General features: G+C 61.6%; 27 protein-coding genes. 18 read left to right on the forward strand and 9 right to left on the reverse strand.

Going from position 1 to position 24,983, the window contains the following annotated elements:
- Positions 1-41: 41 nt before the first annotated feature.
- The 4 genes from JL2886_RS13655 to JL2886_RS13670 all read right to left on the reverse strand — a co-directional run bounded on the left by JL2886_RS13655 (position 42) and on the right by JL2886_RS13670 (position 3,547).
- On the reverse strand, positions 42-332 hold the full coding sequence (locus JL2886_RS13655; RefSeq protein ID WP_065272508.1) for a hypothetical protein: 291 nt from the start codon (positions 330-332) through the stop codon (positions 42-44).
- Positions 333-620: 288 nt separating this feature from the next.
- The gene (gene sucD, locus JL2886_RS13660) at positions 621-1,508 is read right to left on the reverse strand and encodes a succinate--CoA ligase subunit alpha (RefSeq protein WP_065272509.1); all 888 of its coding nucleotides are present in this window, start codon (positions 1,506-1,508) and stop codon (positions 621-623) included.
- A 61-nt stretch (positions 1,509-1,569) separates the two neighbouring features.
- Positions 1,570-2,763 carry an ADP-forming succinate--CoA ligase subunit beta gene (gene sucC, locus JL2886_RS13665; protein WP_065272510.1) on the reverse strand — a complete coding sequence of 398 codons (1,194 nt, stop codon included), beginning with the start codon at positions 2,761-2,763 and terminating at the stop codon, positions 1,570-1,572.
- 370 nt (positions 2,764-3,133) lie between these two features.
- Positions 3,134-3,547, reverse strand: coding sequence for a DUF4345 domain-containing protein (locus JL2886_RS13670; RefSeq protein WP_065272511.1), 414 nt, complete (start codon positions 3,545-3,547; stop codon positions 3,134-3,136).
- Between the two features lie 83 nt (positions 3,548-3,630).
- On the opposite strand from JL2886_RS13670, the gene JL2886_RS13675 reads away from it, so the two are divergent.
- Positions 3,631-4,218: a TetR/AcrR family transcriptional regulator gene (locus tag JL2886_RS13675; RefSeq protein WP_065273707.1), complete on the forward strand. Its 588-nt coding sequence runs from the start codon at positions 3,631-3,633 to the stop codon at positions 4,216-4,218.
- 67 nt (positions 4,219-4,285) lie between these two features.
- Here JL2886_RS13675 and mdh read toward each other — a convergent pair whose 3' ends face one another.
- Positions 4,286-5,248 (reverse strand): malate dehydrogenase, encoded by a 963-nt coding sequence (mdh, locus tag JL2886_RS13680; protein ID WP_065272512.1) that lies wholly within the window; start codon positions 5,246-5,248, stop codon positions 4,286-4,288.
- A 160-nt stretch (positions 5,249-5,408) separates the two neighbouring features.
- On the opposite strand from mdh, the gene JL2886_RS13685 reads away from it, so the two are divergent.
- Positions 5,409-6,164 carry a sulfite exporter TauE/SafE family protein gene (locus JL2886_RS13685; protein WP_065272513.1) on the forward strand — a complete coding sequence of 252 codons (756 nt, stop codon included), beginning with the start codon at positions 5,409-5,411 and terminating at the stop codon, positions 6,162-6,164.
- Positions 6,165-6,206: 42 nt separating this feature from the next.
- On the opposite strand, the gene JL2886_RS13690 is transcribed toward JL2886_RS13685, so the two are convergent.
- Positions 6,207-6,521 (reverse strand): hypothetical protein, encoded by a 315-nt coding sequence (locus JL2886_RS13690; RefSeq protein ID WP_065272514.1) that lies wholly within the window; start codon positions 6,519-6,521, stop codon positions 6,207-6,209.
- Between the two features lie 412 nt (positions 6,522-6,933).
- On the opposite strand from JL2886_RS13690, the gene JL2886_RS13695 reads away from it, so the two are divergent.
- The 14 genes from JL2886_RS13695 (at position 6,934) to JL2886_RS13755 (ending at position 18,582) form a co-directional block, all read left to right on the forward strand.
- Positions 6,934-7,788 (forward strand): HpcH/HpaI aldolase/citrate lyase family protein, encoded by an 855-nt coding sequence (locus JL2886_RS13695; RefSeq protein WP_065272515.1) that lies wholly within the window; start codon positions 6,934-6,936, stop codon positions 7,786-7,788.
- 36 nt (positions 7,789-7,824) lie between these two features.
- On the forward strand, positions 7,825-8,373 hold the full coding sequence (locus JL2886_RS13700) for an NnrU family protein (protein ID WP_065272516.1): 549 nt from the start codon (positions 7,825-7,827) through the stop codon (positions 8,371-8,373).
- 7 nt (positions 8,374-8,380) lie between these two features.
- Entirely contained in the window at positions 8,381-8,584 is a 204-nt protein-coding gene (locus JL2886_RS13705) for a DUF1737 domain-containing protein (RefSeq protein WP_065272517.1), read from the forward strand.
- Complete coding sequence (locus tag JL2886_RS13710) at positions 8,584-9,630, forward strand: MaoC family dehydratase (protein WP_065272518.1); 1,047 nt, start codon at positions 8,584-8,586, stop codon at positions 9,628-9,630. Before JL2886_RS13705 ends, JL2886_RS13710 begins: the two co-directional genes overlap by 1 nt.
- A 299-nt stretch (positions 9,631-9,929) precedes the next feature.
- Positions 9,930-10,313, forward strand: a complete 384-nt coding sequence (gene sdhC, locus JL2886_RS13715; protein ID WP_065272519.1) for a succinate dehydrogenase, cytochrome b556 subunit — start codon at positions 9,930-9,932, stop codon at positions 10,311-10,313.
- 21 nt (positions 10,314-10,334) lie between these two features.
- Complete coding sequence (gene sdhD, locus JL2886_RS13720; RefSeq protein ID WP_065272520.1) at positions 10,335-10,706, forward strand: succinate dehydrogenase, hydrophobic membrane anchor protein; 372 nt, start codon at positions 10,335-10,337, stop codon at positions 10,704-10,706.
- Positions 10,707-10,721: 15 nt separating this feature from the next.
- On the forward strand, positions 10,722-12,527 hold the full coding sequence (sdhA, locus tag JL2886_RS13725; protein WP_065272521.1) for a succinate dehydrogenase flavoprotein subunit: 1,806 nt from the start codon (positions 10,722-10,724) through the stop codon (positions 12,525-12,527).
- A 128-nt stretch (positions 12,528-12,655) separates the two neighbouring features.
- A complete protein-coding gene (locus tag JL2886_RS13730) occupies positions 12,656-13,537 on the forward strand; it encodes a hypothetical protein (protein ID WP_065272522.1) in 882 nt (293 codons plus the stop codon).
- A 147-nt stretch (positions 13,538-13,684) separates the two neighbouring features.
- Positions 13,685-14,464 (forward strand): succinate dehydrogenase iron-sulfur subunit, encoded by a 780-nt coding sequence (locus tag JL2886_RS13735; RefSeq protein ID WP_065272523.1) that lies wholly within the window; start codon positions 13,685-13,687, stop codon positions 14,462-14,464.
- A 121-nt stretch (positions 14,465-14,585) separates the two neighbouring features.
- On the forward strand, positions 14,586-15,296 hold the full coding sequence (locus tag JL2886_RS13740) for a ZIP family metal transporter (protein WP_065272524.1): 711 nt from the start codon (positions 14,586-14,588) through the stop codon (positions 15,294-15,296).
- Between the two features lie 187 nt (positions 15,297-15,483).
- The gene (locus JL2886_RS19485; protein ID WP_156767923.1) at positions 15,484-15,648 is read left to right on the forward strand and encodes a hypothetical protein; all 165 of its coding nucleotides are present in this window, start codon (positions 15,484-15,486) and stop codon (positions 15,646-15,648) included.
- Between the two features lie 60 nt (positions 15,649-15,708).
- Complete coding sequence (locus tag JL2886_RS13745) at positions 15,709-15,918, forward strand: hypothetical protein (RefSeq protein ID WP_065272525.1); 210 nt, start codon at positions 15,709-15,711, stop codon at positions 15,916-15,918.
- A gap of 360 nt (positions 15,919-16,278) precedes the next feature.
- Positions 16,279-17,460 carry a type III PLP-dependent enzyme gene (locus JL2886_RS13750; protein ID WP_065272526.1) on the forward strand — a complete coding sequence of 394 codons (1,182 nt, stop codon included), beginning with the start codon at positions 16,279-16,281 and terminating at the stop codon, positions 17,458-17,460.
- Between the two features lie 264 nt (positions 17,461-17,724).
- Positions 17,725-18,582 (forward strand): urea carboxylase-associated family protein, encoded by an 858-nt coding sequence (locus tag JL2886_RS13755; protein WP_065272527.1) that lies wholly within the window; start codon positions 17,725-17,727, stop codon positions 18,580-18,582.
- Positions 18,583-18,756: 174 nt separating this feature from the next.
- Here JL2886_RS13755 and deoD read toward each other — a convergent pair whose 3' ends face one another.
- The 3 genes from deoD to JL2886_RS13770 all read right to left on the reverse strand — a co-directional run bounded on the left by deoD (position 18,757) and on the right by JL2886_RS13770 (position 21,903).
- On the reverse strand, positions 18,757-19,461 hold the full coding sequence (deoD, locus tag JL2886_RS13760; protein ID WP_065272528.1) for a purine-nucleoside phosphorylase: 705 nt from the start codon (positions 19,459-19,461) through the stop codon (positions 18,757-18,759).
- 24 nt (positions 19,462-19,485) lie between these two features.
- The gene (locus JL2886_RS13765; protein ID WP_065272529.1) at positions 19,486-19,806 is read right to left on the reverse strand and encodes an H-NS family nucleoid-associated regulatory protein; all 321 of its coding nucleotides are present in this window, start codon (positions 19,804-19,806) and stop codon (positions 19,486-19,488) included.
- A 120-nt stretch (positions 19,807-19,926) separates the two neighbouring features.
- Positions 19,927-21,903: a protein meaA gene (locus JL2886_RS13770; RefSeq protein ID WP_065272530.1), complete on the reverse strand. Its 1,977-nt coding sequence runs from the start codon at positions 21,901-21,903 to the stop codon at positions 19,927-19,929.
- A 163-nt stretch (positions 21,904-22,066) separates the two neighbouring features.
- Between JL2886_RS13770 and JL2886_RS13775 the strand changes: the two genes are divergently transcribed.
- Both JL2886_RS13775 and ccrA read left to right on the forward strand, forming a co-directional pair.
- Positions 22,067-23,518, forward strand: coding sequence for a 1-acyl-sn-glycerol-3-phosphate acyltransferase (locus JL2886_RS13775; protein WP_065272531.1), 1,452 nt, complete (start codon positions 22,067-22,069; stop codon positions 23,516-23,518).
- 111 nt (positions 23,519-23,629) lie between these two features.
- Positions 23,630-24,916 carry a crotonyl-CoA carboxylase/reductase gene (ccrA, locus tag JL2886_RS13780; protein WP_065272532.1) on the forward strand — a complete coding sequence of 429 codons (1,287 nt, stop codon included), beginning with the start codon at positions 23,630-23,632 and terminating at the stop codon, positions 24,914-24,916.
- The last annotated feature ends 67 nt before the right edge of the window (positions 24,917-24,983 follow it).

Below are 24,983 nucleotides of genomic sequence, written 5' to 3' on the forward strand. Positions count from 1 at the left end.
CTATAACTCCCGAAGAGTCGGTATGCGGTTGTGGGGTCAGATCAGGGTTCGCACTGGAACGTGACTTGTTCCTTGGTCGGGTCAAGCGCCGGTTCCGGGCCGGAGGTAATTGTTATGGAACTGGCGCCTTTGCAGATTTCGTTTGCGAGGCGGGCTTTGATGTCCTCGATGGGGGTGCCGGGTTCGAAATTCAGAACACCCTGCATCGGGGCGGTGATGGCCGCAGCGGAGGTTGCGGTCAGCACGGAAAGACACAGCGCGCCTGCAGTGGTGTGCAGCCGCGTGCGGAATGAGGACGCAGGAAAGACATCATCTGGGTTGTGTTCAGTCATTTGGGCGCCTCTTGCAGGGTGGAACCGTTTGCGACGTGACCTGTGGTCATTCGGAGCAGACTGGCCGACCCGGGTTTCCGAAAGGTGAAGCCGCAACGGGACGCTGCTGCAAAAGATGCCGGGATGGCCTCTTCAGCAACAGGGTCCGGGTGAATGTGATTTGTCAAAACTGAAGACACCGCCCGGCGGCAACGCCGGGCAGCGCCCAACCCACTCCATGGGAGGGCGCTTTCGCACCCCCCCAGGGTCGGGCGCTGCCCGTGGCTGATATGGTCAGCCGCAGACACGTCAGCCCAGCTCGATCGCTTTCAGCACCGCTTCGCCCAGGCCCGCGGGGCTGTCGGCGACCACGATACCGGCCGATTTCATGGCTTCGATCTTGTCTTCGGCGCCGCCCTTGCCGCCGGCGACAATCGCGCCTGCGTGGCCCATGCGGCGGCCCGGAGGGGCGGTACGGCCGGCGATGAAGCCAGCAACCGGCTTCCAGCGGCCCTTTTTCTTCTGCTCGGCGAGGAAGGCTGCGGCTTCCTCTTCGGCGGAGCCGCCGATTTCACCGATCATGATGATCGACTGGGTCTCGTCGTCATCGAGGAACATGTCCAGCACGTCGATATGCTCGGTGCCCTTGATGGGGTCACCGCCGATGCCAACCGCAGAGGACTGGCCGAGGCCGATATCAGAAGTCTGTTTCACGGCTTCGTAAGTTAGGGTGCCGGAACGGCTCACAACACCCACGCTCCCGCGTTTGTGAATGTGACCGGGCATAATGCCGATCTTGCAGGCGTCGGGCGTGATGACACCGGGGCAGTTCGGGCCGATGAGGCGCGATTTGGAGCCTTCCAGCGCGCGCTGCACCTTCATCATGTCCAGAACCGGGATGCCTTCGGTGATGCAGACGATCAGCTCCATCTCGGCGTCGATCGCTTCAAGGATGGAATCCGCCGCGAAGGGGGGCGGCACGTAGATGACGGATGCATTGGCTTCGGTCACGTGCTTGGCCTCGTGCACCGAGTTGAAGACCGGCAGGTCAAGGTGGGTCTGACCGCCTTTGCCGGGGGTCACGCCGCCGACCATCTTGGTGCCATAGGCGATGGCCTGTTCAGAGTGGAAGGTGCCCTGCGAGCCGGTGAAGCCCTGACAGATGACCTTGGTGTTTTCGTCGATGAGGACTGCCATTTGGCGTTCTCCTTAGAATTCTGAGCTTTGGGGAAAGGTGGGTTGTCACCCACCCCAAGGATTAGCCTTTGACGGCCTTAACGATCTTCTCGGCGCCGTCGGACAGGTTGTCTGCCGCAATCACATCGAGGCCGGAGGTGTTGATGATCTCCTTGCCTGCTTCGACGTTGGTGCCTTCGAGACGCACGACCAGCGGAACCTTGAGGCCGACTTCCTTCACCGCGGCGACAACGCCCTCGGCGATGACGTCGCAGCGCATGATGCCGCCGAAGATGTTCACCAGGATGCCTTTGACGTTGGGGTCAGAGGTGATGATCTTGAACGCCTCGGTCACTTTCTCCTTGGTGGCGCCGCCGCCCACGTCGAGGAAGTTCGCAGGCTCAGCGCCGTAGAGTTTGATGATGTCCATGGTGGCCATCGCCAGACCCGCGCCGTTCACCATGCAGCCGATCTCACCGTCGAGCGCGATATAGTTCAGGTCATACTTGGAGGCTTCGAGTTCTTTGGGGTCTTCTTCTGTCTCGTCGCGCAGGGCGGCCACATCGGGGTGGCGGTAAACGGCGTTGCCGTCAAAGCCCAGCTTGGCGTCAAGCACCTTCAGATCGCCGCCATCGGTCACGATCAGCGGGTTGATCTCCAGCATCTCCATGTCTTTTTCGACGAAGGCTTTGTAGAGCTGACCCATCAGCTGCACGCACTGCTTGACCTGCGCGCCCTTGAGACCGAGCGAGAAGGCGATGCGGCGGCCGTGGAACGGCTGGTAACCGGTGGCCGGATCGACCGAGAAGGAGAGGATTTTTTCCGGGGTCTCTGCCGCGACTTCCTCGATGTCCATGCCGCCTTCGGTGGAGCAGACAAAGGAGATGCGCGAGGTCTGGCGGTCCACCAGCAGCGCCAGGTACAGTTCGGTCTCGATGCCGGAGCCGGCTTCGATGTAGATGCGGTTGACCTGTTTGCCCGCCGGGCCGGTCTGGTGGGTCACAAGGGTGCGTCCCAGCATCTTCTTGGCTTCTTCGGCGGCTTCTTCGACCGATTTGGTCAGGCGCACGCCGCCTTTTTCACCGGCATCGGCTTCCTTGAAGGAGCCCTTGCCGCGGCCACCTGCGTGGATCTGCGCTTTGACAACCCAGAGCGGGCCGTCCAGCTCGCCGGCTGCGGTTTTTGCTTCATCGGCTTTCAGCACCACGCGCCCGTCGGACACCGGAGCGCCGTAGCTGCGGAGAAGGGCCTTGGCCTGATATTCGTGGATGTTCATAGAAAACTGTCCCGTCTGGCTAAATTGGTCGTCACTATAACGCCGTCATAGAGCAAAGGTTTAAAGGGTTTTCTGACGGCAGTCCGAGAAATGATGAAGTTTTTTCGTATTTGTGATCACACGTTTGAGGGCTGTGATCACAAAAATGCCGACGAGGCGCTTGATTCGTCTGGCGCTGAAAATTTATTCAAAATACCGAATGTCGTCACCCTCGCGCGGGCGCCACTGCCAAGGCCCGTCACCATGGCACCCCCCGGAACAACACGGTGACCAGATCGTCAGCGCAACCCCGGAACGCAAAACGGGCCTCATCCCCTTTTGATTGAAGAAGGGATGAAACCCGCAAGACCCGGTTCTGGAGGTGGGTGGGTTAGTGCGCCGCCATCGGCTGGGCCGTGTCGACAGATCGCCCGCGCCGCAGCAGGATCAGCGCGCCAAGGACAAACGCCCATTCGGTCACCGTCACGATGATCAGTGCGGCATCCGGGGTACCGTCAAATCCGATGCTGACGATGCGGCCCAGCCCGTAGCCCGCATAGATCAGCAGGGACAGCAGCAGGGCAGGTTGCATATCCCGTCCGCGCAGCGCCGCGCCCAGCACGAAAAGGCCGGAAATCAGTACCACCACCCCGCCTGCGCGCAGGTCCGATCGGATCATGGTGCTATCCGGCAGGATTTGGGCAGAGCTGGCATAAAGCGCTTCGGGCGCAAAGCTGAGCATCACCCCGACGAAGAGCAGGACTGCAGCGGACAGAAACAGATAGGGTTTCACGTATTTCGACATGAGAATGCCTCCTTTGACATGGTGTAAGATTTGTGATCTTGTGGCGCATAATCTTACATCGTGTCAAGCTGGAATCTTACATCGTGTCAAATAAGCGCGTGCAAACCCGCAATCTACTCCTTGAAACCGTCCTGTCGTTGCTGCTGGCTCCCGGGGGATCGCCCCTGCGGATGGTGGATGTGGCCAAGGCCGCCGGGGTGACCCGGCAAACGGTCTATGCCCATTTTTCTAACCGTTCGGAGATGCTGATCTCGGCGATCCTGCATTTCGGCGATCAGCTCGATATCGAGGCGCGGCTGGCGCCCAGCCGCACGGCGCCGGACGGGCGCAGCCGCCTGGAGGCCTACACTCGGGCGATGCTGGAGTTCTTTCCGGAGATCTACCCGCTGAAACAGTCGTTGATGCGGATGGGCGCGAGTGATGAAGAGGCGAAATCCGCTTGGCAGGACAGGATCCGCGCCATGAAGGAAGGCTGTGCCGAGGCGGTGAAGGCGCTGAAATCAGATGGCGACCTGCTGGAGCATCTAAGCGAAGCAGAGGCGACGGATCTCTACTTCACCCTGCTCAGCATGGATGGATGGGCGCATTGCGTGCTGGAAAACGGCTGGTCCGATGCGGACTACCTGGCCGAGATGCAGCGGGTGATCACCCTGGCGCTGGTCAAGCAGTGAGCCGCTGATCCGCAACGAAAAAGGGCCCGGAAAACCGGACCCTTTTCCAAATCGCTTGATGCTGGTCTTAGGCCAGCGAGGCGTCGATGCCTTTGCAGGCGTCGACCAGACCTTTGACTGCGTTGACCGAGTTGTCGAACATGGCTTGCTCGTCTTTGGTCATCTTGATGTCGATGACGCGCTCGACGCCGCCGGCACCGATTACGGTGGGCACGCCCACGTACATGCCGTTGAGACCCAGGGCACCGTCCACATAGGCGGCGCAGGGCAGAACGCGCTTCTGGTCTTTCAGGTAGGCTTCGGCCATTTCGATTGCCGAGGTCGCCGGTGCGTAGAAGGCGGAGCCAGTTTTCAGCAGGCCAACGATTTCGGCGCCGCCATCACGGGTACGCTGCACGATGGCGTCCATCTTCTCTTGTGTGGTCCAGCCCATCTGCACCAGGTCGGGCAGCGGGATACCGGCAACGGTGGAGTAGCGGGTCAGCGGAACCATGGTGTCGCCGTGGCCGCCCAGAACGAAGGCGGTGACGTCTTTCATGGAGACCTTGAATTCTTCGGCCAGGAAGTGGCGGAAGCGGGCAGAGTCCAGAACGCCGGCCATGCCGCAGACTTTCTCGTGGGGCAGGCCCGAGAATTCGCGCAGTGCCCAGACCATTGCGTCCAGCGGGTTGGTGATGCAGATCACGAAAGCGTCGGGCGCGTTGTCGCGGATGCCTTCGCCAACGGATTTCATGACTTTCAGGTTGATACCCAGCAGGTCATCGCGGCTCATGCCCGGCTTGCGCGGCACGCCGGCGGTGACGATGCAGACGTCTGCGCCCGCGATATCGGCATAGCTCTGGGTGCCCTTCAGCGAGGCGTCAAAGCCTTCGGAGGGACCGGATTCTGCGATATCCAGCGCTTTGCCTTCCGGGGTGCCTTCGGCAATATCGAAAAGAACGACGTCGCCGAGTTCTTTCAGAGCTGCGAGATGGGCAAGGGTGCCACCGATCTGACCTGCGCCGATAAGGGCGATTTTGGGTCGTGCCATGGGGATGTCTCTCCGGTCCGGTTGAATTTGCAGCGATGCCTAAGCCCTAACGCGCCGCCACGCAAGCCTTCTGCGCTGCGGCGTGGGGTTTGCGCGGCTTGCGGGCCAGTGGATAGGCGGGCTAAATGATTTTGAAATAAAGGAGTTCTGCTGCGTGCCGATGGTGGATGTCAGCCCGATGTTTTTCGCCGTTGCGGTGCCTGCTGTGGTCTTTGCTGGGGTGTCCAAGGGCGGCTTCGGCTCGGGCGCGGCCTTTGCCGGAGCTTCGATTCTTGCGCTGATTGTCGAGCCGGGTCAGGCGCTTGCGCTGATGCTGCCGCTGTTGATGCTGATCGATGTGGCCTCTCTCAGACCCTATTGGCGGCGCTGGAATGGGCGCGATGGTCTGTTGCTGATCGCGGGCGGGTTGCCGGGGGTGGCGCTGGGGGCCTGGCTGTTCTCCGCAATCGAGGCCGATACCATGCGGCTGTTGATCGGGGGGCTGTCGATTGCCTTTGTGATCTGGCAATTGCGCGGCCGCATCGGGCTGGCCATGCGGGCGCAGCGCGATCTGCCGGGGTGGAGCGGAGTTCTGGCCGGGGGCATTGCGGGCTTCACCAGCTTCGTCAGCCACGCGGGCGGGCCGCCCGCCGCGGTCTATCTGCTGAGCCGCCGCCCTACGAAAACCGAATATCAGGCAACCACGGTGCTGGTCTTCTGGGTGCTGAACATCGCCAAGGCCGTGCCCTATGCCGGACTGGGCCTGTTCAGCGCCGAGACGCTGAAACTGGATCTGATGCTGGCGCCCTTTGCCCTATTCGGGACATGGGCGGGGGTGCGGCTGCACCACAGCATTCCCGAAAGGGTATTCTTTGCCTTGGCCTATGTCCTGCTGACGGTGACGGGCGTCAAACTGATCTGGGACGGGCTGACCTGAGAGCTACGCCCTGCGCATCCCGGCCCGTGTCAGCAGGCCGTATCAGGCGTCATTGTCTGCGTTGGGTAGGGCTTCGGCCAGCGCCTCGTAGGATTGGCCCGAGGCCATCAGGCAGGTCATGCCATTGGGCATCGTCACGGTGATCGTCCAGGTGCCGGATTCGGTCGAGGCAAAGGTCTCCATCACCACCCCCTGACCGCCAATGCCGATGCTTTGGCGGCTTTCGCCGTATTTTTCGGCCAGTCGTCCGACGACGACCTCGCGCGGGGCGCAGTTGCGGCCCTGGGCGAAGGATTGCGTTGCGGTCAGCACCAGGATGGCCAGACCTGCGGTTGTTTTGAACATCGTCTTCTTCATGGGTTTTACCCTTTCCCGAACGGCCTGACAGGGAAAGAGACAGCAACCTGCGCTCTTCCGAAGTCCCATGTGTGGGCCGGTGTGTGAGTGACGTAATCGTTATGCGGGCCTTTGGCCCAGGGGAGTGCTGCGGACCGCCGGGTCAGCAGGTTCAATGCAGGCCATTCCGGCCCCGTGCGGGCGGATCACAGTCGGACTGAAATGGGCTGGCCGTGATCACCTGCGCGATAGGTAAACTGTGCCAAGAAGGTGCTGATAACAGGTTAACCCTGTGCGCGCCCACGATTCGGTTGGAAATTCAAGGACTTTGTTGCGCGGATTTTGTGCTTTCTGCACTGCGGCAGGATTTTTCTTGAAAGTATCTGGCCGAATCTGTACCGGTTTGCGCAACAAAATAACTTGGAGAGATCAGATGGACCCGCGCACCCGCCCTTATCGTTCGGTTCTGTATATCCCCGGCTCAAAGCCGCGCGCGCTGGACAAGGCCCGCAACCTGCCGGTTGATGCGGTGATCTTTGACCTCGAGGACGCGGTTTCGGTCGAGGAAAAGGAAAACGCCCGCGACACGCTGGCTGCCGCGCTGGCCGAAGGGGGGTATGGCGCCCGGGTGCGGATCGTGCGGATCAACGGGCTGGACACCCAGTGGGGCCGCGCCGATGCCGAGGCGGCGGCAAAGATGGATTGCGATGCGATCCTGCTTCCCAAGGTTTCCTCGTCGGCTGATCTGGACGCGCTGGCCGAAATCACCGGTGACAAGCCGCTCTGGGCGATGATGGAAACCCCGCGCGGCATGCTGAATGCGGCGGAGATCGCAGCGCATCCCAAATTGCAGGGCATGGTGATGGGCACCAACGATCTGGCCAAGGAGTTGCAGACCCGGTTCCGCGCCGACCGTCTGCCGATGATGGCCGGGCTGGGCCTGTGCCTGCTGGCGGCCAAGGCCGAAGGCAAGATCATCGTCGATGGCGTCTACAATGCCTTCAAGGATGATGAGGGGCTGAAAGTTGAATGCGATCAGGGCCGCGACATGGGCTTTGATGGCAAGACGCTGATCCACCCGGCGCAGGTTGATGTGACCAACACCGCCTTTGCCCCGTCTGAGGCCGAGATTGATCTGGCCCGCCGCCAGATTGCCGCCTTTGAAGAGGTCGAAGCCTCGGGGCAGGGCGTGGCCGTGGTTGATGGCAAGATCGTCGAGAACCTGCACGTCGCGACGGCGCGGGAGATTCTTGCAAAAGCGGATGCAATCGCAGCCATTTCGGCCTAGGTGTGAATCAGTTTAACACCTAAATCGGAGACTGATATGGCACTTCTGGTCCTGGGCATCCTGCTTTGGTGGGGCGGGCATATGTTCAAACGCCTCGCCCCCGACGCGCGCGCCTCCCTTGGCGACAAAGGCAAGGGGATCACCGCATTGGCCATCGTGGCGGGCATTGTCCTGATGGTCATCGGCTATCGCGCTACAGATTTCATCTACGTCTGGGCGCCGCCGTCCTTCATGGTGCATATCAATAACCTGCTGGTGCTGATCGCCATCTATATGATGTCTCCGGCCCCGAAAAAGGGCGCGCTGCTGTCCGGTATGCGGCATCCGATGCTGACGGGTTTCGCGCTTTGGGCGATTGCGCACCTTCTGGTCAATGGCGATCTCGCCTCGATCGTGCTGTTTGGCGGTATGCTGCTTTATGTGCCGGTGCAGATGATGCTGATCAACCGCGCCGAGCCGCAATGGACGCCCGGCCCCAAGGGCAGCATCGCCAAGGATGGCATGTTCTTTGTCGCCTCGATCGTGCTGCTGGCGGTGATCGGCTATATTCATGGGCTGATCGGCCCCACACCATTTCCGGGATAACTGAGCCATGAAACTTTACCGCTTTCTGAGCGAAGACGACACTTCTGCCTTTTGTCACAAGGTGACCGATGCGCTGAACAAGGGATGGGAGCTGTATGGCAGCCCCACCCAGACCTTTGACCCGGTCAAGGGCATCATGCGTTGCGGCCAATCCGTGGTGAAAGAGGTGGAGGGCACATACACACCTGACACAAAACTAGGAGAGCACTGATGGCCAAGACCACAGCTGCGAAAACCAATCCGGGGCGCTTTTTCGAAGACTACAAGGTGGGGGATGTGATCGCCCACGCGGTGCCGCGCACCGTTTCGGGGGGCGAACGGGCGCTGTATCACGCGCTCTATCCGGCGCGTCATGCGCTCTATTCCTCGGATGAATTTGCGCGCGGCTGTGGTCTGCCTGCAGCGCCGCTGGATGATCTGGCGGCCTTCCACATCGTATTCGGCAAGACGGTACCGGATATCTCGCTCAATGCCGTGGCGAACCTGGGCTATGCCGAGGGCCGCTGGCTCTTGCCGGTCTATGAGGGCGACACGCTGCGCTCGGAATCCGAGGTGATCGGGGTCAAGCAGAACTCCAACGGCAAATCGGGCGTGGTCTACGTGCGGACCCGCGGGCTGAACCAGAACGACGATGTCGTGATGGAATACGTGCGCTGGGTGATGGTGCGTAAGAAGGACCTTGATGCGCCCGCGCCCGAAACCGTGATCCCCGAGCTGAGCAAAGTGATCCCGGCCTCGGATCTGAAGATCCCTGGCGGGCTTGATTTCAGCGACTACGATTTCACCCTCGCGGGTGAGGCGCATCGCTGGGGCGATTACGAGGTGGGCGAGACCATCGACCACGTCGATGGTGTGACGGTTGAAGAGGCCGAGCATATGCTGGCCACCCGTCTGTGGCAGAACACCGCCAAGGTCCATTTCGACGCCACCGCGCGGCCCGATGGTACCCGGCTGATCTACGGCGGTCACGTGATCTCCATGGCGCGGGCGCTGTCCTTCAACGGGTTGGCCAATGCGCAGATGATCGTCGGGCTCAACGGCGGTGCGCATGCGAACCCCTGCCTGTCCGGCACCACCATCCGCGCCTGGTCCGAGGTGCTGGACAAGGCCGATACCGAAGCCCCCGGCGTCGGCGCCATCCGCCTGCGTCTGGTCGCCACCAGCGGCGGCGCCCCCTTCGCGCTGAAGGGCGAAGACGGCAAATACCTGCCCGAGGTCCTGCTGGATCTCGACTACTGGGCGCTGATGCCCAAGTAAGCTCAAAAGGCACGCCCCCGCTTGCGACCCGGCTGTTGCCCAGGACGGTGCGGGGGCACTACACTTCTGACATCGAAATACGGATATATCGTCGGCCAGGCGGAGCCGAAGCGCCGCAGCCGTGATTCTGCGCGATTTTTGGGAAACCAAGATTTGTGATCACTTATCTGACCCGCGTGATCACAAAATCCGGCTTTTCTGCGATGCAGTACAAATATGACCCGATTTTTACCACTCGTTTGCGTGACAGCGCGCAAAAATCCGCTAAAACGTGAGCAGCTAACCGGAAAGGAGCCAACATGGCCGATGTAAATCGGGGCAATCGCCCGCTTTCGCCGCATCTGTCGATTTACCGCCCGCAGATCACCTCTGTCACCTCGATCCTCACGCGGATCACAGGCAACGCCCTGATCGTGACCGCATTGCTGGTTGTCTGGTGGTTCCTCGCTGCGGCGACCTCTGCTGAATATTTCGCAATCGCCAACGGAGTGCTGACCAGCTGGTTCGGCGATCTGGTCCTCAGCCTGTCGGTCCTGGGCATGTGGTATCACCTGCTGGCCGGTGTGCGTCACCTGCTCTGGGACAACGGCAAGATGATGGATCTGGAACCCGCGCAGAAACTGGGCTGGGTTGTCGTCATCGGGTCGGTCGTCCTGACCGCCATCACCCTGATCATCGTCTGACGCCAAGGGAGAGAGAAAGCTATGCGATATCTTACAGACCGCAAGCGCGCCATTGGCATGGGCGCCGCGAAATCCGGAACCGAGCATCATTGGTCGATGCAGGTCAGCTCGGTCGCGCTGCTGATCCTGGTGCCGCTGTTCATCTTCACCTTCGGCTGCGCGCTGGGCGGATCCTATGAAGAGATCACCGCCTATTACGCGCGTCCCTTCCCGGCGATCATCGCCGCGCTGACCATCTGGGTCGGCATGATGCACTTTAAATCGGGTGCGCAGATCATGCTTGAGGATTACGTCCACGGCTTCAAGGGCCGCCTGGCGATCATCCTGATGACCTGCCTGTCCTACGCCGTCGCCGTGACTGGGGTTTACGCCCTCGTCCGTCTGGCCCTTTAATCCCCGAGGTTCCCAATGGCTGCTTACGAATACGAAACACATGACTATGACGTGGTCGTGGTGGGTGCCGGCGGCGCCGGTCTGCGCGCGACTCTCGGCATGGCCGAACAGGGGCTGCGCACGGCCTGTGTAACCAAGGTTTTCCCGACCCGCTCCCACACGGTTGCGGCGCAGGGCGGTATCGCCGCCTCGCTGTCGAACATGGGCCCGGACCACTGGCAGTGGCACATGTATGACACCGTCAAAGGCTCGGACTGGCTGGGTGACACTGACGCGATGGAGTACCTCGCCCGCGAAGCGCCCAAGGCGGTTTACGAGCTGGAACACTATGGCGTGCCCTTCTCGCGTACCGAAGAGGGCAAGATCTACCAGCGTCCGTTTGGTGGTCACACCACCGAATTCGGTGAAGGCCCTGCCGTGCAGCGGACCTGTGCTGCGGCTGACCGGACCGGTCACGCCATCCTGCACACGCTTTATGGTCAGAGCCTCAAGAACAACGCCGAGTTCTACATCGAGTATTTCGCCATCGACCTGATCATGTCCGAAGACGGGCAGTGCCAGGGCGTTGTCTGCTGGAAGCTCGACGACGGCACCATGCATGTCTTCAACGCCAAGATGGTCGTGCTGGCCACCGGCGGCTATGGCCGTGCCTACTTCAGCGCCACCTCGGCCCACACCTGCACCGGCGACGGTGGCGGCATGGTGGCCCGTGCGGGTCTGCCGCTGCAGGACATGGAATTCGTGCAGTTCCACCCGACCGGCATCTATGGCTCCGGCTGCCTGATCACCGAAGGCGCGCGCGGCGAAGGTGGCTATCTCACCAACTCCGAAGGCGAACGGTTCATGGAGCGTTACGCGCCCCAGTACAAGGACCTTGCCCCGCGCGACTATGTCTCCCGCTCCATGACCATGGAGATCCGCGAAGGCCGCGGTGTGGGCGAACATGGTGATCACATTCACCTGAACCTGTCGCATCTGCCGCCCGAGGCTCTGGCCGAACGTCTGCCGGGCATCTCGGAAAGCGCCAAGATCTTTGCCGGTGTCGATGTCACCAAGGAGCCGATCCCGGTTCTGCCGACGGTGCACTACAACATGGGCGGCATTCCGACCAACTACTGGGGCGAAGTGCTGAACCCCACCGCTGAAGATCCCACCGCCGTGGTGCCGGGCCTGATGGCCGTGGGCGAAGCGGGCTGTGCCTCGGTGCATGGTGCCAACCGTCTGGGATCGAACTCGCTGATCGACCTCGTCGTGTTCGGCCGCGCCGCTGCGATCCGCGCCGGTAAGGTGGTGGATGCAGATGCGCCGAACCCGGTGCTGAACCAGTCCCAGATCGACAAGGCCTTTGACCGCTTTGACGGGCTGCGCAACGCGAGTGGCGGCATCCCGACCGCGGATCTGCGTCTGGAAATGCAGCGCACCATGCAATCCGACGCAGCTGTGTTCCGTACCTCGGAAACCATGGCCGAAGGCGTTGAGAAGATGACTGCCATCGCTGCGAAACTGGGCGACCTCAAGGTTACCGACCGCTCGCTGGTCTGGAACTCTGACCTGATGGAAACGCTGGAGCTGACCAACCTGATGCCGAACGCGCTGGCCACCATTGTTGGCGCAGAGGCCCGCAAGGAAAGCCGCGGCGCCCACGCGCATGAGGATTTCACCACCCGTGACGATGAAAACTGGCGCGTCCACTCGGTTGCCCGCGTCGAGGGCAACTCGGTTGACCTCAGCTATCGTCCGGTGGTCGTGGATCCGCTCAGCACCGAAGCCGAGGGCGGCATCAGCCTCAAGCGGATCGCGCCCAAAGCGCGGACCTTCTGAGGCAGAGCACCCATGCCTCTGGTCGCATATCCCTTGCATCACGCAGCGCGTCCCCTTCCGGGGGGGCGCCTGCCTGCATGCGGGGCTATGCGGGCCTGTGATATTGCCTGTGACGGGAGGGGCATCTGATGGCCTCTGTCGCATCGCAACCGGTCTTTGCATGGCAGCAGTTGGGGATTATCCCCGGCGTTGCCCTGCGCCTGTTCGGCATGCGCCGCTCGGGCAACCACGCCATCGTGGGGTGGATGCAACGCAATGCGCCGGGCGGACGGTCGGTGTTCCTCAACAATTGCAAGCCGGGCAGCGATCCGTTCCGGTCCTTTCGAGGGATCGAAGTGGATGGGGCCCATGCACCTCAGCACAAGGCGCTGCGTGATATGGCTTCGGTTGCAGGTACTGCAGGCAATGGCGCGCTTCTGGTGATGTCCTACGAGGATACCTCTCCGGCGGAATTCACCGGCGAGCGGCAGGTCTCCGGTCCCTTTGACGAGGGGCTCTTGACGCGCAACGTGGTGATCTATCGCAGTTTCCTCAACTGGTCTGCCTCGCTTCTGAAAAAGATGCAGGGCAATTCCGGTTACAGCCTGGTGCGGCGCAATGCGATCCTGCTGCGCGCGATGGACACCTATACCCGGCTGCTGGGACTTGTCGAACAGGCCCGCGATCTGGCGATCAGCTGCATCTCCTATGATCGTTGGTGCGGTGAGGACGCCTATCGCGCCGCGCTGCTGGCGGAGCTGGGTCTTGAGACCCGCGACAATACCCTTGGCTCCGTGCAGCGCTATGGCGGTGGCTCCTCTTTCCAGAAAGAGGCGCAGAGCGCCGAAGACCTGCAAACCGATCAACGCTGGCGCCAGATGGCCGGGGATGCGGAATATCAGGCGGTGCTGCACCTTGCGGCGCGCGATACTGCGCTGACTGACCGGCTGTCGCGCCTGTTCCCCGCAGATGCTGCCGTGCTGTCCGGCATCGCGGCCAAGGCACCGATGGCAAACGGAGGGCTGGCATGATGGCCCCCGCAGAGAACAACGCTGACGCCCTTTTGGGCGCAACACTCGTTTTCCGGCAGGGTCGCCCCGCGCCGGTTCATCCGATCTCCTGTCTGCAGGCACCGCTTTGGTCCCTGACGATGGGCGGCTAAGCAAGGAGACAGATCTATGGTCGAATTCGCACTTCCGAAAAACTCCAAGATCACCACGGGTAAGACGTGGCCCAAGCCTGAAGGCGCAACCAACGTTCGCAAGTTCCAGATCTATCGCTGGAACCCGGATGACGGCAAGAACCCGCAGGTCGACACCTATTTCCTGGACATGGACAAATGCGGTCCCATGGTTCTGGACGCGCTGATCAAGATCAAGAACGAGATCGATCCGACGCTGACCTTCCGCCGCTCCTGCCGCGAAGGCATCTGTGGCTCCTGCGCGATGAACATCGACGGGATCAACACCCTGGCCTGTATCTATGGCCTGGATGAGGTGAAGGGCGACGTGAAGATCTACCCGCTGCCGCATATGCCGGTGGTGAAAGACCTTATTCCCGATCTGACGCACTTCTACGCCCAGCATGCCTCGATCATGCCGTGGCTGGAAACCAAGACCAACCGCCCGGCAAAAGAATGGAAACAGTCCATCGAGGACCGCAAGAAGCTCGACGGTCTGTATGAATGCGTGATGTGCGCCTCCTGCTCGACCTCCTGCCCGAGCTACTGGTGGAACGGCGATCGCTACCTCGGCCCGGCCGCGCTGCTGCACGCCTACCGCTGGATCATCGATAGCCGCGATGAAGCCACTGGCGAGCGGCTGGATCAGCTGGAAGACCCCTTCAAGCTTTACCGCTGCCACAGCATCATGAACTGCGCCAAGACCTGCCCGAAGGGCCTGAACCCGGCCAAGGCGATTGCTCATATCAAGCAGATGATGGTCGAACGCGCCGTCTGATCCCAATAACGGTTTTGAAATCTGATCCGCCGCGACGAGTCCCTCGTCGCGGCGGTTTCTTTTGGGCTGGGGGCGCCGCGCCTCCTTGCCGCGCTTTGCCAAACCTGTCTAAGTCACCGGCATGGATCCTTTCATCTCTGCCCTTGTTCTGGCTGGTTTTGCCGGCTTGGCGCTGCCGATTGGTGGTGTGCTGGCGTGGATCGAGAACATCCGCGATGCAGAGCTTCACAAAGCGGTGCTGTCCTGGGTTACCTCCTTTGGCGGTGGCGCCCTGCTGAGCGCGGTAGCGCTGGTGCTTATCCCCGAGGGAACAAGAATGCTGACGCCGATGGAAGCCCTGTTCTGGCTGGGGGCAGGCGGGCTCGCGTTCTACTGGATCGACAAGGGCATGTCCCGGGGGCAGGGCAGCCTTGCGCTGCTGTTTGCCATGCTGCTGGATTTCCTGCCTGAGGCGCTGGCCCTTGGCGCCATGCTGAGTGCGGAGGATGGCACCGCGCTGTTGCTGGCGCTGATGATCTTTTTGCAGAACGTGCCCGAAGGCTTTGCCGCATTCCGCGATATCTGGCGTTGCGACAGTCCTGCCTGGCACGTGCTGCTGCTGTTTGTCGGCCTGGCAGCCCTTGGCCCGCTTTGTGCCGCAGTGGGGCTGATCTGGCTGGAACAGCAGTCGCATATCCTGGACGTGATCATGGTCTTTGCCTCGGGCGGGATCCTGTATCTGCTGTTTCAGGACATTGCTCCGAAAGTGCATGAGGCGGGCAGTTCGGCGCCGTCTCTGGGGGCCGTGGCAGGCTTTGCGCTTGGGCTGGCCGGGCATCTGCTGATCGGATGATGTGCGGGCTGTGCAGCGATGGCCCGTTTGTGGGGCGGCAGAGCTGCCGCTGCGCCAGGTCTTCTTGGGTCAAAGGTTTGTCATTTCTGCATGGCGACTTTGCTCAAAAGCGGCCTGCTCACGCCTGCGTTCCTTGCATATGTTCTGGCCAAGGGAGGAAGCAGCCTGAACACAAGGACATGTTTCCATGGAAAATACCGTCGCACAGACCGCCAAACTCATCGAAGACAAAGCCGCCGCAGCGCTCAAGGATCTGGAGCAGGCATGGGCCTATTTCACCCCCGCTGCCCTGCCGCAGCCGCGTGAAGAGCAGCCGGTTGCCGCCTACGCGCCTTACTACGAGGCAGCCTGACCCGGGCACCTTGGCTGAGGCCGGATTGATAGGCTTGCAGGAGGGCGCTAGACAGCGCGTATGCCCATTCTTCTGCTGATCCTTCTCGCCGGTGTCTTTGCCTATTTCATTTGGCGCCATAACACGTCTTCGCTGACCCGCAACTGCCGCTGGCGCGCAGAGCGCAGCAAGGGCCAGTGGCGCTGCACCTTCTGCGGTGCGGTGCAGCCGGGTGATGCGGCGCCGCGCCAATGCCTGAACCCCGCAAGACAGGGCAGGGGAGGGCGCTGATCGGGGCGCCGGGGGACCTCCCGCGCACGACACAGCAGCCGAGGCTGCCTTTCGCCCTTGGGCGTAGCGCCACGCGATACGCGGCGCGGGACACGCGGCAGATGGCGTGTTTCTGACGCGAGGGTTGCACCCCTAGGGTAGGGCCGGGCGTTGCCGATTCAGTGCAGCTTTCGGGGCGCTGAAAAAATCCGCAGCCTCGTGCAGAAAACCACTTGAACGACTCAAAGGTTTGCCCGATATGCGCGCTTAAGACGCCAACGCACGCGCCTCTGTCGAAAGGGCTCAAAGCCCTAGGGTTACGTAGCGACGGTAACGTCTCTGATTGAAGTGAGCGGTCATAGATGGCCGGGTCTTTTGGAGATGACCATGAACGCAAACGTCACCGGGCAAATCGCCCGCGAATGTGAAGTCGTACCTACAGCACGCCACATCGAGCATATCGCGAACACCGCTTTCGCACGTCCGACCCTTGTGATCGACGGCGCCGCAGTGTCGCGCCAGTATCAGGCGCTGGCAAATGGTCTGGGCCGCGCCCGCATCCACTATGCGGTCAAGGCCAACCCCGAAGCTGCCCTGCTGCGCCGCCTCGTGCGCTCGGGTTCCAACTTCGATGCGGCCAGCCGCGCCGAGATCGAGATGTGCCTGGCCGCCGGTGCCGCGCCGCATCAGATCACCTTTGGCAACACCATCAAACGCCCGGCTGACATCGCCTTTGCCCATGGCATTGGCATCCGTCATTTCGCTGTCGATGCGGTGGAGGAGCTGGAGAAACTGGCCGAACACGCCCCCGGCGCCCATGTCTGTGTGCGTCTTCTGGTGGATGCGACCGGCGCGGACTGGCCGCTCAGCCGCAAGTTCGGCTGCACCCCGGATATGGCGTTGGCGCTGATGGATCGTGCGCGCACGCTGGGCCTCGTGGCCGATGGTCTGTCCTTCCATGTCGGATCGCAGACACGTGACCCGATGATGTGGGGTGCAACTCTCGATCAGGTCCACGTTGTCTGGCAGGCCGCAAAAGATGCAGGCCATTCCATGCGCCTTCTGAACATCGGTGGCGGTTTTCCGGCGTCTTACGTCAATACCGTGATGGGGCCGAGTGACTATGCCCGCGCGGTGATGGCGCAGGTTGATGCACGTTTCCCCGATGCGTCCGAGGTGATGGCCGAGCCGGGCCGCGGTCTGGTGGCCGAGGCAGGCGCCATTGTGGCCGAGGTGCTGCTGGTGTCGAAAAAACACGACGAAGATCTGCACCGCTGGGTTTATCTGGATATCGGAAAGTTCTCGGGGCTGGCGGAAACCATGGATGAGGCGATCCGCTATCGCATCACCTCTGACCGCGATCATGAGAGCACTGGGCCTTGCGTTCTGGCGGGGCCCTCCTGCGACAGCGCGGATGTGCTTTATGAAAAGCAGCCCTACCAGCTGCCGCTTGGCCTCAAGGCAGGGGATCGCGTGGTGATCCATGCTTGTGGCGCCTATACCTCGACCTATGCCTCGGTCGGGTTCAATGGCTTCCCGCCGCTGGATGTGGTGGTGATCTGACCCCGGCGCGGGCCATGATCAGGGAAATTTGAAGGTCGCAAGGGCGTTCGGGGCTTGTACCCGGACGCCTTTGGTTTTTTGAATGCAGAGAACGACAACCGGACACCGCGCCCATCGTCGCAGATCGACCGCTTGTTCGGCCTTAGGCCGGACAGCCCCCGCCCGCCCCCAAGGCGGGGGCTTTGCCCCCACCACGGGCGAGGCCTGTCCTGCGCGCAATGGAAGAGGAGACACGGTACCCAGACACGAGGAGCCCTTGCGACCATGACCCATACCCATCATCCCGCCCCGGCAGACGCCGAGGCCCGCAAGGCCGTCAAACCGGTCATCTGCTATCCCAATGAAACACTGCCGGTGCCGGATCTACCGCTCTACCGGGCGGCGCGCGAGGGCGCGGAGAAGACCGGCGAGGTGCTGGTTCCGGCCCGCGATGCCGCTTGTTTCGAAGTGCCCGCCGGGCATTTCTTCCGCATCTCCTCGGTCGAGGGGCCGCAGGTGGGGGATCTCAACCTGTGGAACCGCAATGACCTGTCCGAGCGTTTCTATTCCGGCAAGAGCCGCGCCCTGCATGGCACCCACCTGACCAGCGGGGAGCGCATGTGGACCAGTTTCCCGTATCTGCGCCCAATGGCCACCATCACCGAGGATACGCTGGAGTGGTACGGCATGGATGCCTATGGCGGATCTGTGCACGATGTGATCGGCACCCGCTGTGATCCCTATACTGGCAATCTGCTGGCGGGCAGCCAGTACCACCATTGCTGCCACTCCAACCTGACCCGGGCGCTGGCCGATCATCTGGGCGTGAGCCTTGTGGAGGCCGAACCACATGTGCATGACGTGCTGAACGTTTTCATGTGCACCGGCTTCACCCGCGACACCGGGCAGTATTTCATGAAGGCCAGCCCGGTCCGCCCCGGAGATTATCTGGAATTCTTTGCCGAGATAGACCTGCTGGGGGCGCTCAGCGCCTGCCCCGGCGGGGATTGCTCCTCCGAGCATTCCAGTGATACCGCTGCGTGCCATCCGCTGCTGGTAGAGGTTTTTGCCCCCGCTGCGGGCGCGTTGGAGGGATGGAGCAGCCCGCCGGTGAATGGCTACGACCGCAGTCACGGCCGCTAAAGCGGGCTCTCCCGCGTCTCTTTGCAGCCCCCTGCCGGGGGCCGCAAAAGCCTTGGGCCCGGCAGCGCGCGTGCCGCGCGCTGCGCCATCGCCTGACGCAAGCACATGAAAAAAGGCAGCGGAGGCGATCCGCTGCCTTTCTTATGTTCCTTAGAGATCGTGACCACGCCAGTCTCAGGCGAAGGCGGCTTCCAGCGCGATTTCAACCATATCGCCAAAGCTGCGCTCGCGCTGATCCGACGGCAGCGCTTCGCCGGTTTGCAGATGGTCCGACACCGTCAGTACCGCCAGCGCCCGGCAGCCATAGCGGGCCGCGAGGGTGTAGAGCTCGGCGGCTTCCATCTCGACGCCCAGAATGCCGTGACGCACCATCTGTTCATTGAGGTCGGGCCGTTCGTCATAGAAGGTATCCGAAGAATAAATCCCGCCCACGTGTGTGGTGACATCACGCGCCTCGGCGGCCCGCGCAGCGGCCTGCAGCAGCGACCAGTCAGCGCAAGGGGCGAAATTGACCTCCTTGAAGATCGTGTCCGAGGGGGATCCGGCAGTGGTGGCCGTCATCGCGAGGATGACATCTCTCAGTCCAACCGTTTTCTGCATGCCACCGCAGGAGCCGATACGGATCAGGGTTTTGGCGCCAAAATCCCTGATCAGCTCATTTGCGTAAATGGAAAGCGATGGCATTCCCATGCCGCTCCCCTGAATTGTCACCGGATTGCCGTTCCAGCTGCCGGTAAATCCCAGCATGCCCCGGACGTCATTTACCAGACAGGCGTCCTGTAAAAAGGTTTCTGCCGCCCATTTCGCACGATAAGGATCGCCGGGCATCAGAACCGTTTCGGCAATCTCGCCATTTTTGGCGCCAATATGGATTGTCACTGCGTTTCTCCAGTCCGGTCAGGATCAGATTTCCAGATCCGAGATATCCATTCCGGCGGTCAGGGCAGCATGCACCCAGTGCGGTTTACGGCCACGGCCGCTCCAGGTTTCTTCGGGATTGTTCGGATTGCGGTATTTGGCGGCCGCTTTTTGTTTTTTACCGCCGCCACGCTGGTTGCCACCGGTAATCTCTTCCAGAGCAAAACCGTATTTGGCAGCAGCGGCTTCGGCGGCTTTCAGGGCTTCCTGACGTTCGCGGATTTCTGCCGATTTAATTGCCGCATCAATTTGAGATTTCAGCTCAACAAGTTCGCTGCGCGACATGGAAGAAAGATCAATGCTCATTGTGATACTCCGGATCGTTAGGGCCACACCCGATTTTTCGTGCGGCCCTATATGACGATATTGACCCGGAAATATTAGCGGAATTTTCCCCATTTTGGGAAAAAAATCGTGATCAACCCATTAAGATGCAATCGCGGGTGGTTTTGCGAGGTCGACAATGTCGCTCATAATTGAATTTAGCTCGAAATCTTTTGGCGTATAGACCCGCGCCACTCCCATTTTTTTCAACCGTTCGGCATCGTCATCGGGAATAATACCGCCGACAACCACCGGAATGTGATCCAGTCCGGCATCGCGCAGCAGCTGCATCATGTCCTCGACCAGTGGCAGGTGGCTGCCGGACAGGATCGACAGGCCGATCACATGGGCGTCGTCCTTCTGAGCCTGAGCCACCAGTTCCTGCGGCGTCATGCGGATACCGTCATAGGTGATGTCCATGCCGCAGTCGCGGGCGCGGAAGGCGATCTGCTCGGCGCCGTTGGAGTGACCATCAAGGCCGGGTTTGCCGACCACGAACTTGAGCCGCCGCCCCAGCTGGTCGCTGACCGCGTTGACGGCATCGCGCAGGTCTTCAAGACCCTCGGTCTTGTTCGAGGGGGAGCCGGAGACACCGGTCGGGCCGCGATAGGTGCCATAGGCCTTGCGCATTTCCTCGGCCCATTCACCGGTGGTGACGCCTGCCTTGGCTGCCGCGATGGAGGGTTCCATGATGTTGCTGCCGTCCTTGGCTGCCTGACGCAGCGCGGCCAGCGCCTGCTCTACGGCGGCATTGTCACGTTCGGCGCGCCAGGTGTTGAGGCGGGCGATCTGCTGCTGCTCTACGGCAGGGTCGACGACCATGATGCCGCCATCTTCGGTCTGCAGCGGCGAGGGCTCGCCCTCGGTCCAGCGGTTGACGCCGACCACGACGGTCTCGTTCCGCTCGATCCGGTTCAGGCGTTCGGCGTTGGAATCCACCAGACGCGATTTCATGTATTCAATCGAGGCAACGGCGCCGCCCATGGAATCGAGGTTAGCCAGCTCGGCGCGGGCGCCGTCTTTCAGTTCCTCGACCTTGCGATCCACCGCCGGGTTGCCGTCGAAAAGGTCCTCGTATTCCAGAAGGTCGGTCTCATAGGCCAGGATCTGCTGCATGCGCATCGACCACTGCTGATCCCAGGGGCGGGGCAGGCCAAGGGCTTCGTTCCAGGCGGGCAGCTGCACGGCGCGGGCGCGCGCCTTTTTCGAGAGCGTCACCGCCAGCATTTCGATCAGGATACGGTAGACGTTGTTTTCCGGCTGCTGCTCGGTCAGGCCAAGGGAGTTCACCTGCACGCCATAGCGGAAGCGGCGGAATTTCGGGTTGTCGACGCCATAGCGCTTTTCGCAGATCTCGTCCCAGAGATCGACAAAGGCACGCATCTTGCACATCTCGGTGACGAACCGGATGCCTGCGTTCACAAAGAACGAGATCCGTCCCACCAGCGCCGGGAAATCTTCGGGCGCGATACGCGGGCGCAGCTCGTCCAGAACCGCCTGTGCGGTGGCCAGTGCAAAGGCCAACTCCTGCTCCGGTGTCGCGCCGGCCTCTTGCAGGTGGTAGGAGCAGACGTTCATCGGGTTCCACTTGGGCACATTTGTGTAGCAGTATTCGGCCACATCCGCGATCATCTTGAGGCTGGGTTTCGGCGGGCAGATATAGGTGCCGCGCGACAGGTATTCCTTGATCAGATCGTTTTGTACCGTGCCTTGCAGCTTGCTGATGTCAGCGCCCTGTTCCTCGGCCACGGCGATATAAAGCGACAACAGCCAGGGCGCGGTCGCGTTGATCGTCATCGAGGTGTTCATCTGCTCCAGCGGGATCTGGTCGAAGAGAGTACGCATGTCGCCCAGGTGGCTGACCGGCACACCGACCTTGCCCACCTCGCCGCGCGCCAGCACGTGATCGCTGTCATAGCCAGTCTGGGTCGGCAGGTCGAAGGCGACGGACAGGCCGGTCTGGCCCTTGGCCAGGTTCGAGCGGTACAGCGCGTTGGAGGCCTCGGCGGTGGAGTGTCCGGCATAGGTCCGGATCAGCCAGGGACGATCGGCTTTGCGGTCATTCTGCGTCTGCGACATGGGCGGGCCTCGCGATTCTGTGGTGGGTAATTTTATTTCGCTGTGGCGATGTAAAGCGGAATAATAAACCCATGTCAATTCGCTGCGTTGCGGCGAACACTGCGTCAGGTGCTGATCCTGCGTTACAATTGCCCGTGCAGGCCTTTGCTGCCACAGTCGGGCCATGACGAGTACCGTAGAGCTTCCGCTTTGGCTGTTTGTGCTGATCCTGCTGTTTGCTGCGGTCACCTTTGCCTCGCATTTCCTGTTTCCATCCGTGCGCTGGTTCTTCCGGCGGCGGCTGGAACGGGCGGTGGCACGGCTCAACCAGCGACTGGAGCGCCCGATCGAGCCATTCCGGCTGGCGCGGCGCTATGACATGATCCAGCGGCTGATCTATGATCCGCAGGTGGCGCAGGCGGTGGCCGATCACGCGGCGACGGAAGGCATTCCCGACAACGTCGCCTTTGAAGAGGCGCGGCGCTATGCGCGCGAGATCGTTCCGTCCTTTTCCGCCTTCACCTATTTCAGCTTTGCCATTCGCGTCACGCGCTGGCTGTCCAATGCGATCTACCGGGTGCGTCTGGGCCATCAGGACGAAGAGGCGCTGCGCCGCATCGACCCAGAGGCAACGCTGGTTTTTGTGATGAACCACCGCAGCAATATGGATTACGTGCTGATCACCTATCTGGCAGCTCGGCGCTCGGCCCTGTCTTATGCGGTGGGGGAGTGGGCGCGGGTCTGGCCGCTGTCGCGGTTGATCCGGGCCATGGGGGCCTATTTCATCCGTCGCAAATCCCGCAATGAACTCTATCGCCGGGTGCTGGCCACCTATGTACGCCTTGCCACGCAGGGCGGGGCTACGCAGGCGATGTTCCCCGAAGGCGGCCTTAGCCTGGACGGCGCGCTGGCGCCGCCGCGTCTTGGGCTGCTGAAATACATTGTCGACGCGCGGGACCCGGCCGGGCCGGGGCGGGATGTGGTCTTTGTGCCGGTGGGGCTGAATTACGACTGGGTGCTGGAGGACAAGATCCTGACCTCGGCCGGGCGCGCCGGAGAGCGCCGGTTCCGCGCTCGTATCGGCGTGGTGATGGCGCGGATGCTGCGGCAGCTGTGGCTGTGGATGACCGGGCGCTATCACCGGTTCGGCTATGCTGCGGTGAACTTTGGCCGCCCTTTGAGCCTTGCGGAATTCACCGCCGCGCAGCAGGCTGCCGATCCTTCTGGGCCGGTCACGGCGTCAGATCTTCCCGAACCCCTGTCGCAGGAGTTGATGGAGCGGATCGGTGATATTGTACCGGTACTGCCGGTACCCGCAGTTTGCTCGTTGCTGCTGTCCGAAGGCGCAATGACGCGCAGCGCGCTGGAACAGCGGCTTGCGGCGCTGCTGGAGCGGATGCCGCTCTCCCATATCCATCTGCCCCGCGACAGCCGGTCCTATGCGGTTGAAACAGCGCTGCGGATCCTGGTGCGGCGCGGCATCCTGCGCTCCGAACAGGGGCGTTTCGTGCCGGTGCCCGCCAAACGGGACCTGCTGACCTACTATGCCAACTCCATTAGTCACCTGCTGCCTGCAGCGGCCCTGCCTACGGATGCTGCAGGCGCCAAGGAAATTTCTGCGTCTGCGAGGTCATAAAATTACAAAACAACCTCAAATGGGGTTGCATTATTACCTTGCCGTTTTTATTCCCTAGGTAGACCCGCGATTCTGCATTGCGGCAAAACCGTTTTAACGAAGGAGGCCATCATGGCTCTGGACACGCAGACCGACGTTCTGTCCTACGAGGCGCCCGAGAAGGATCTCTATGAGATGGGCGAAATCCCTCCGATGGGTTACGTCCCCAAGAAGATGTACGCCTGGACCATCCGCAAGGAGCGCCACGGTGAGCCGAACACTGCCATGGTCGAGGAAGTGGTGGATGTGCCCGAGCTGGACAGCCACGAGGTGCTGGTCCTGGTGATGGCCGCCGGCGTCAACTACAACGGTGTCTGGGCCGCGCTGGGCAAGCCGATCTCGCCCTTTGACGGTCACAAGGCGCCCTATCACATCGCCGGCTCCGATGCCGCGGGTATCGTCTGGGCGGTTGGTTCCAAGGTGAAGCGCTGGAAAGTCGGCGACGAGGTCGTGGTGCACTGCAACCAGGACGACGGCGACGACGAGGAATGCAACGGCGGCGACCCGATGTATTCGCCGAGCCAGCGTATCTGGGGCTATGAAACTCCCGATGGCTCCTTTGCTCAGTTCACCAATGTGCAGGCCCAGCAGCTGATGCCGCGCCCCAAGCACCTGACCTGGGAAGAAAGCGCCTGCTACACGCTGACGCTGGCCACCGCCTACCGCATGCTGTTCGGCCACGAGCCGCACGACCTGAAGCCGGGCCAGAACGTTCTGGTCTGGGGCGCGTCGGGTGGTCTTGGCTCCTACGCGATCCAGCTGATCAACACCGCCGGCGCCAACGCCATCGGCGTGATCTCGGACGAGAGCAAGCGGGAGTTCGTCATGGGCCTGGGTGCCAAGGGCGTTCTGAACCGCAAGGACTTCAACTGCTGGGGCCAGATGCCGACGGTCAACACCCCGGAATATGCCGCCTGGTTCAAGGAAGCGCGCAAGTTCGGCGCCGCGATCTGGGAAATCACCGGCAAGGGCGTGAACGTCGACATGGTGTTCGAACACCCCGGTGAGGCGACCTTCCCGGTCTCCACCTTTGTCTGCAAAAAAGGCGGCATGGTGGTGATCTGTGCAGGCACCACCGGCTATAACCTGACGCTCGATGTGCGCTACATGTGGATGCACCAGAAGCGCCTGCAGGGCAGCCACTTTGCCCACCTGAAACAGGCGTCTTCCGCGAACAAGCTGATGCTGGAGCGTCGTCTTGATCCCTGCATGTCCGAAGTGTTCACCTGGAACGACCTGCCTGAGGCGCATATGAAGATGCTGCGCAACGAACATCTGCCCGGCAATATGTCGGTTCTGGTGCAGGCGCCCAAGACCGGTCTTCGCACCCTTGAGGACGTTCTCGAAGCGGGCAAATAATCCCGCCCTGCCGGGTTTCTATTGCTGAAAATCAGAAGAGCGAATCATTTCAAGTGGTTCGCTCTTT

Origin of the sequence: Phaeobacter gallaeciensis, assembly GCF_001678945.1 — a bacterium.
Classification (GTDB): domain Bacteria; phylum Pseudomonadota; class Alphaproteobacteria; order Rhodobacterales; family Rhodobacteraceae; genus Phycobacter; species Phycobacter gallaeciensis_A.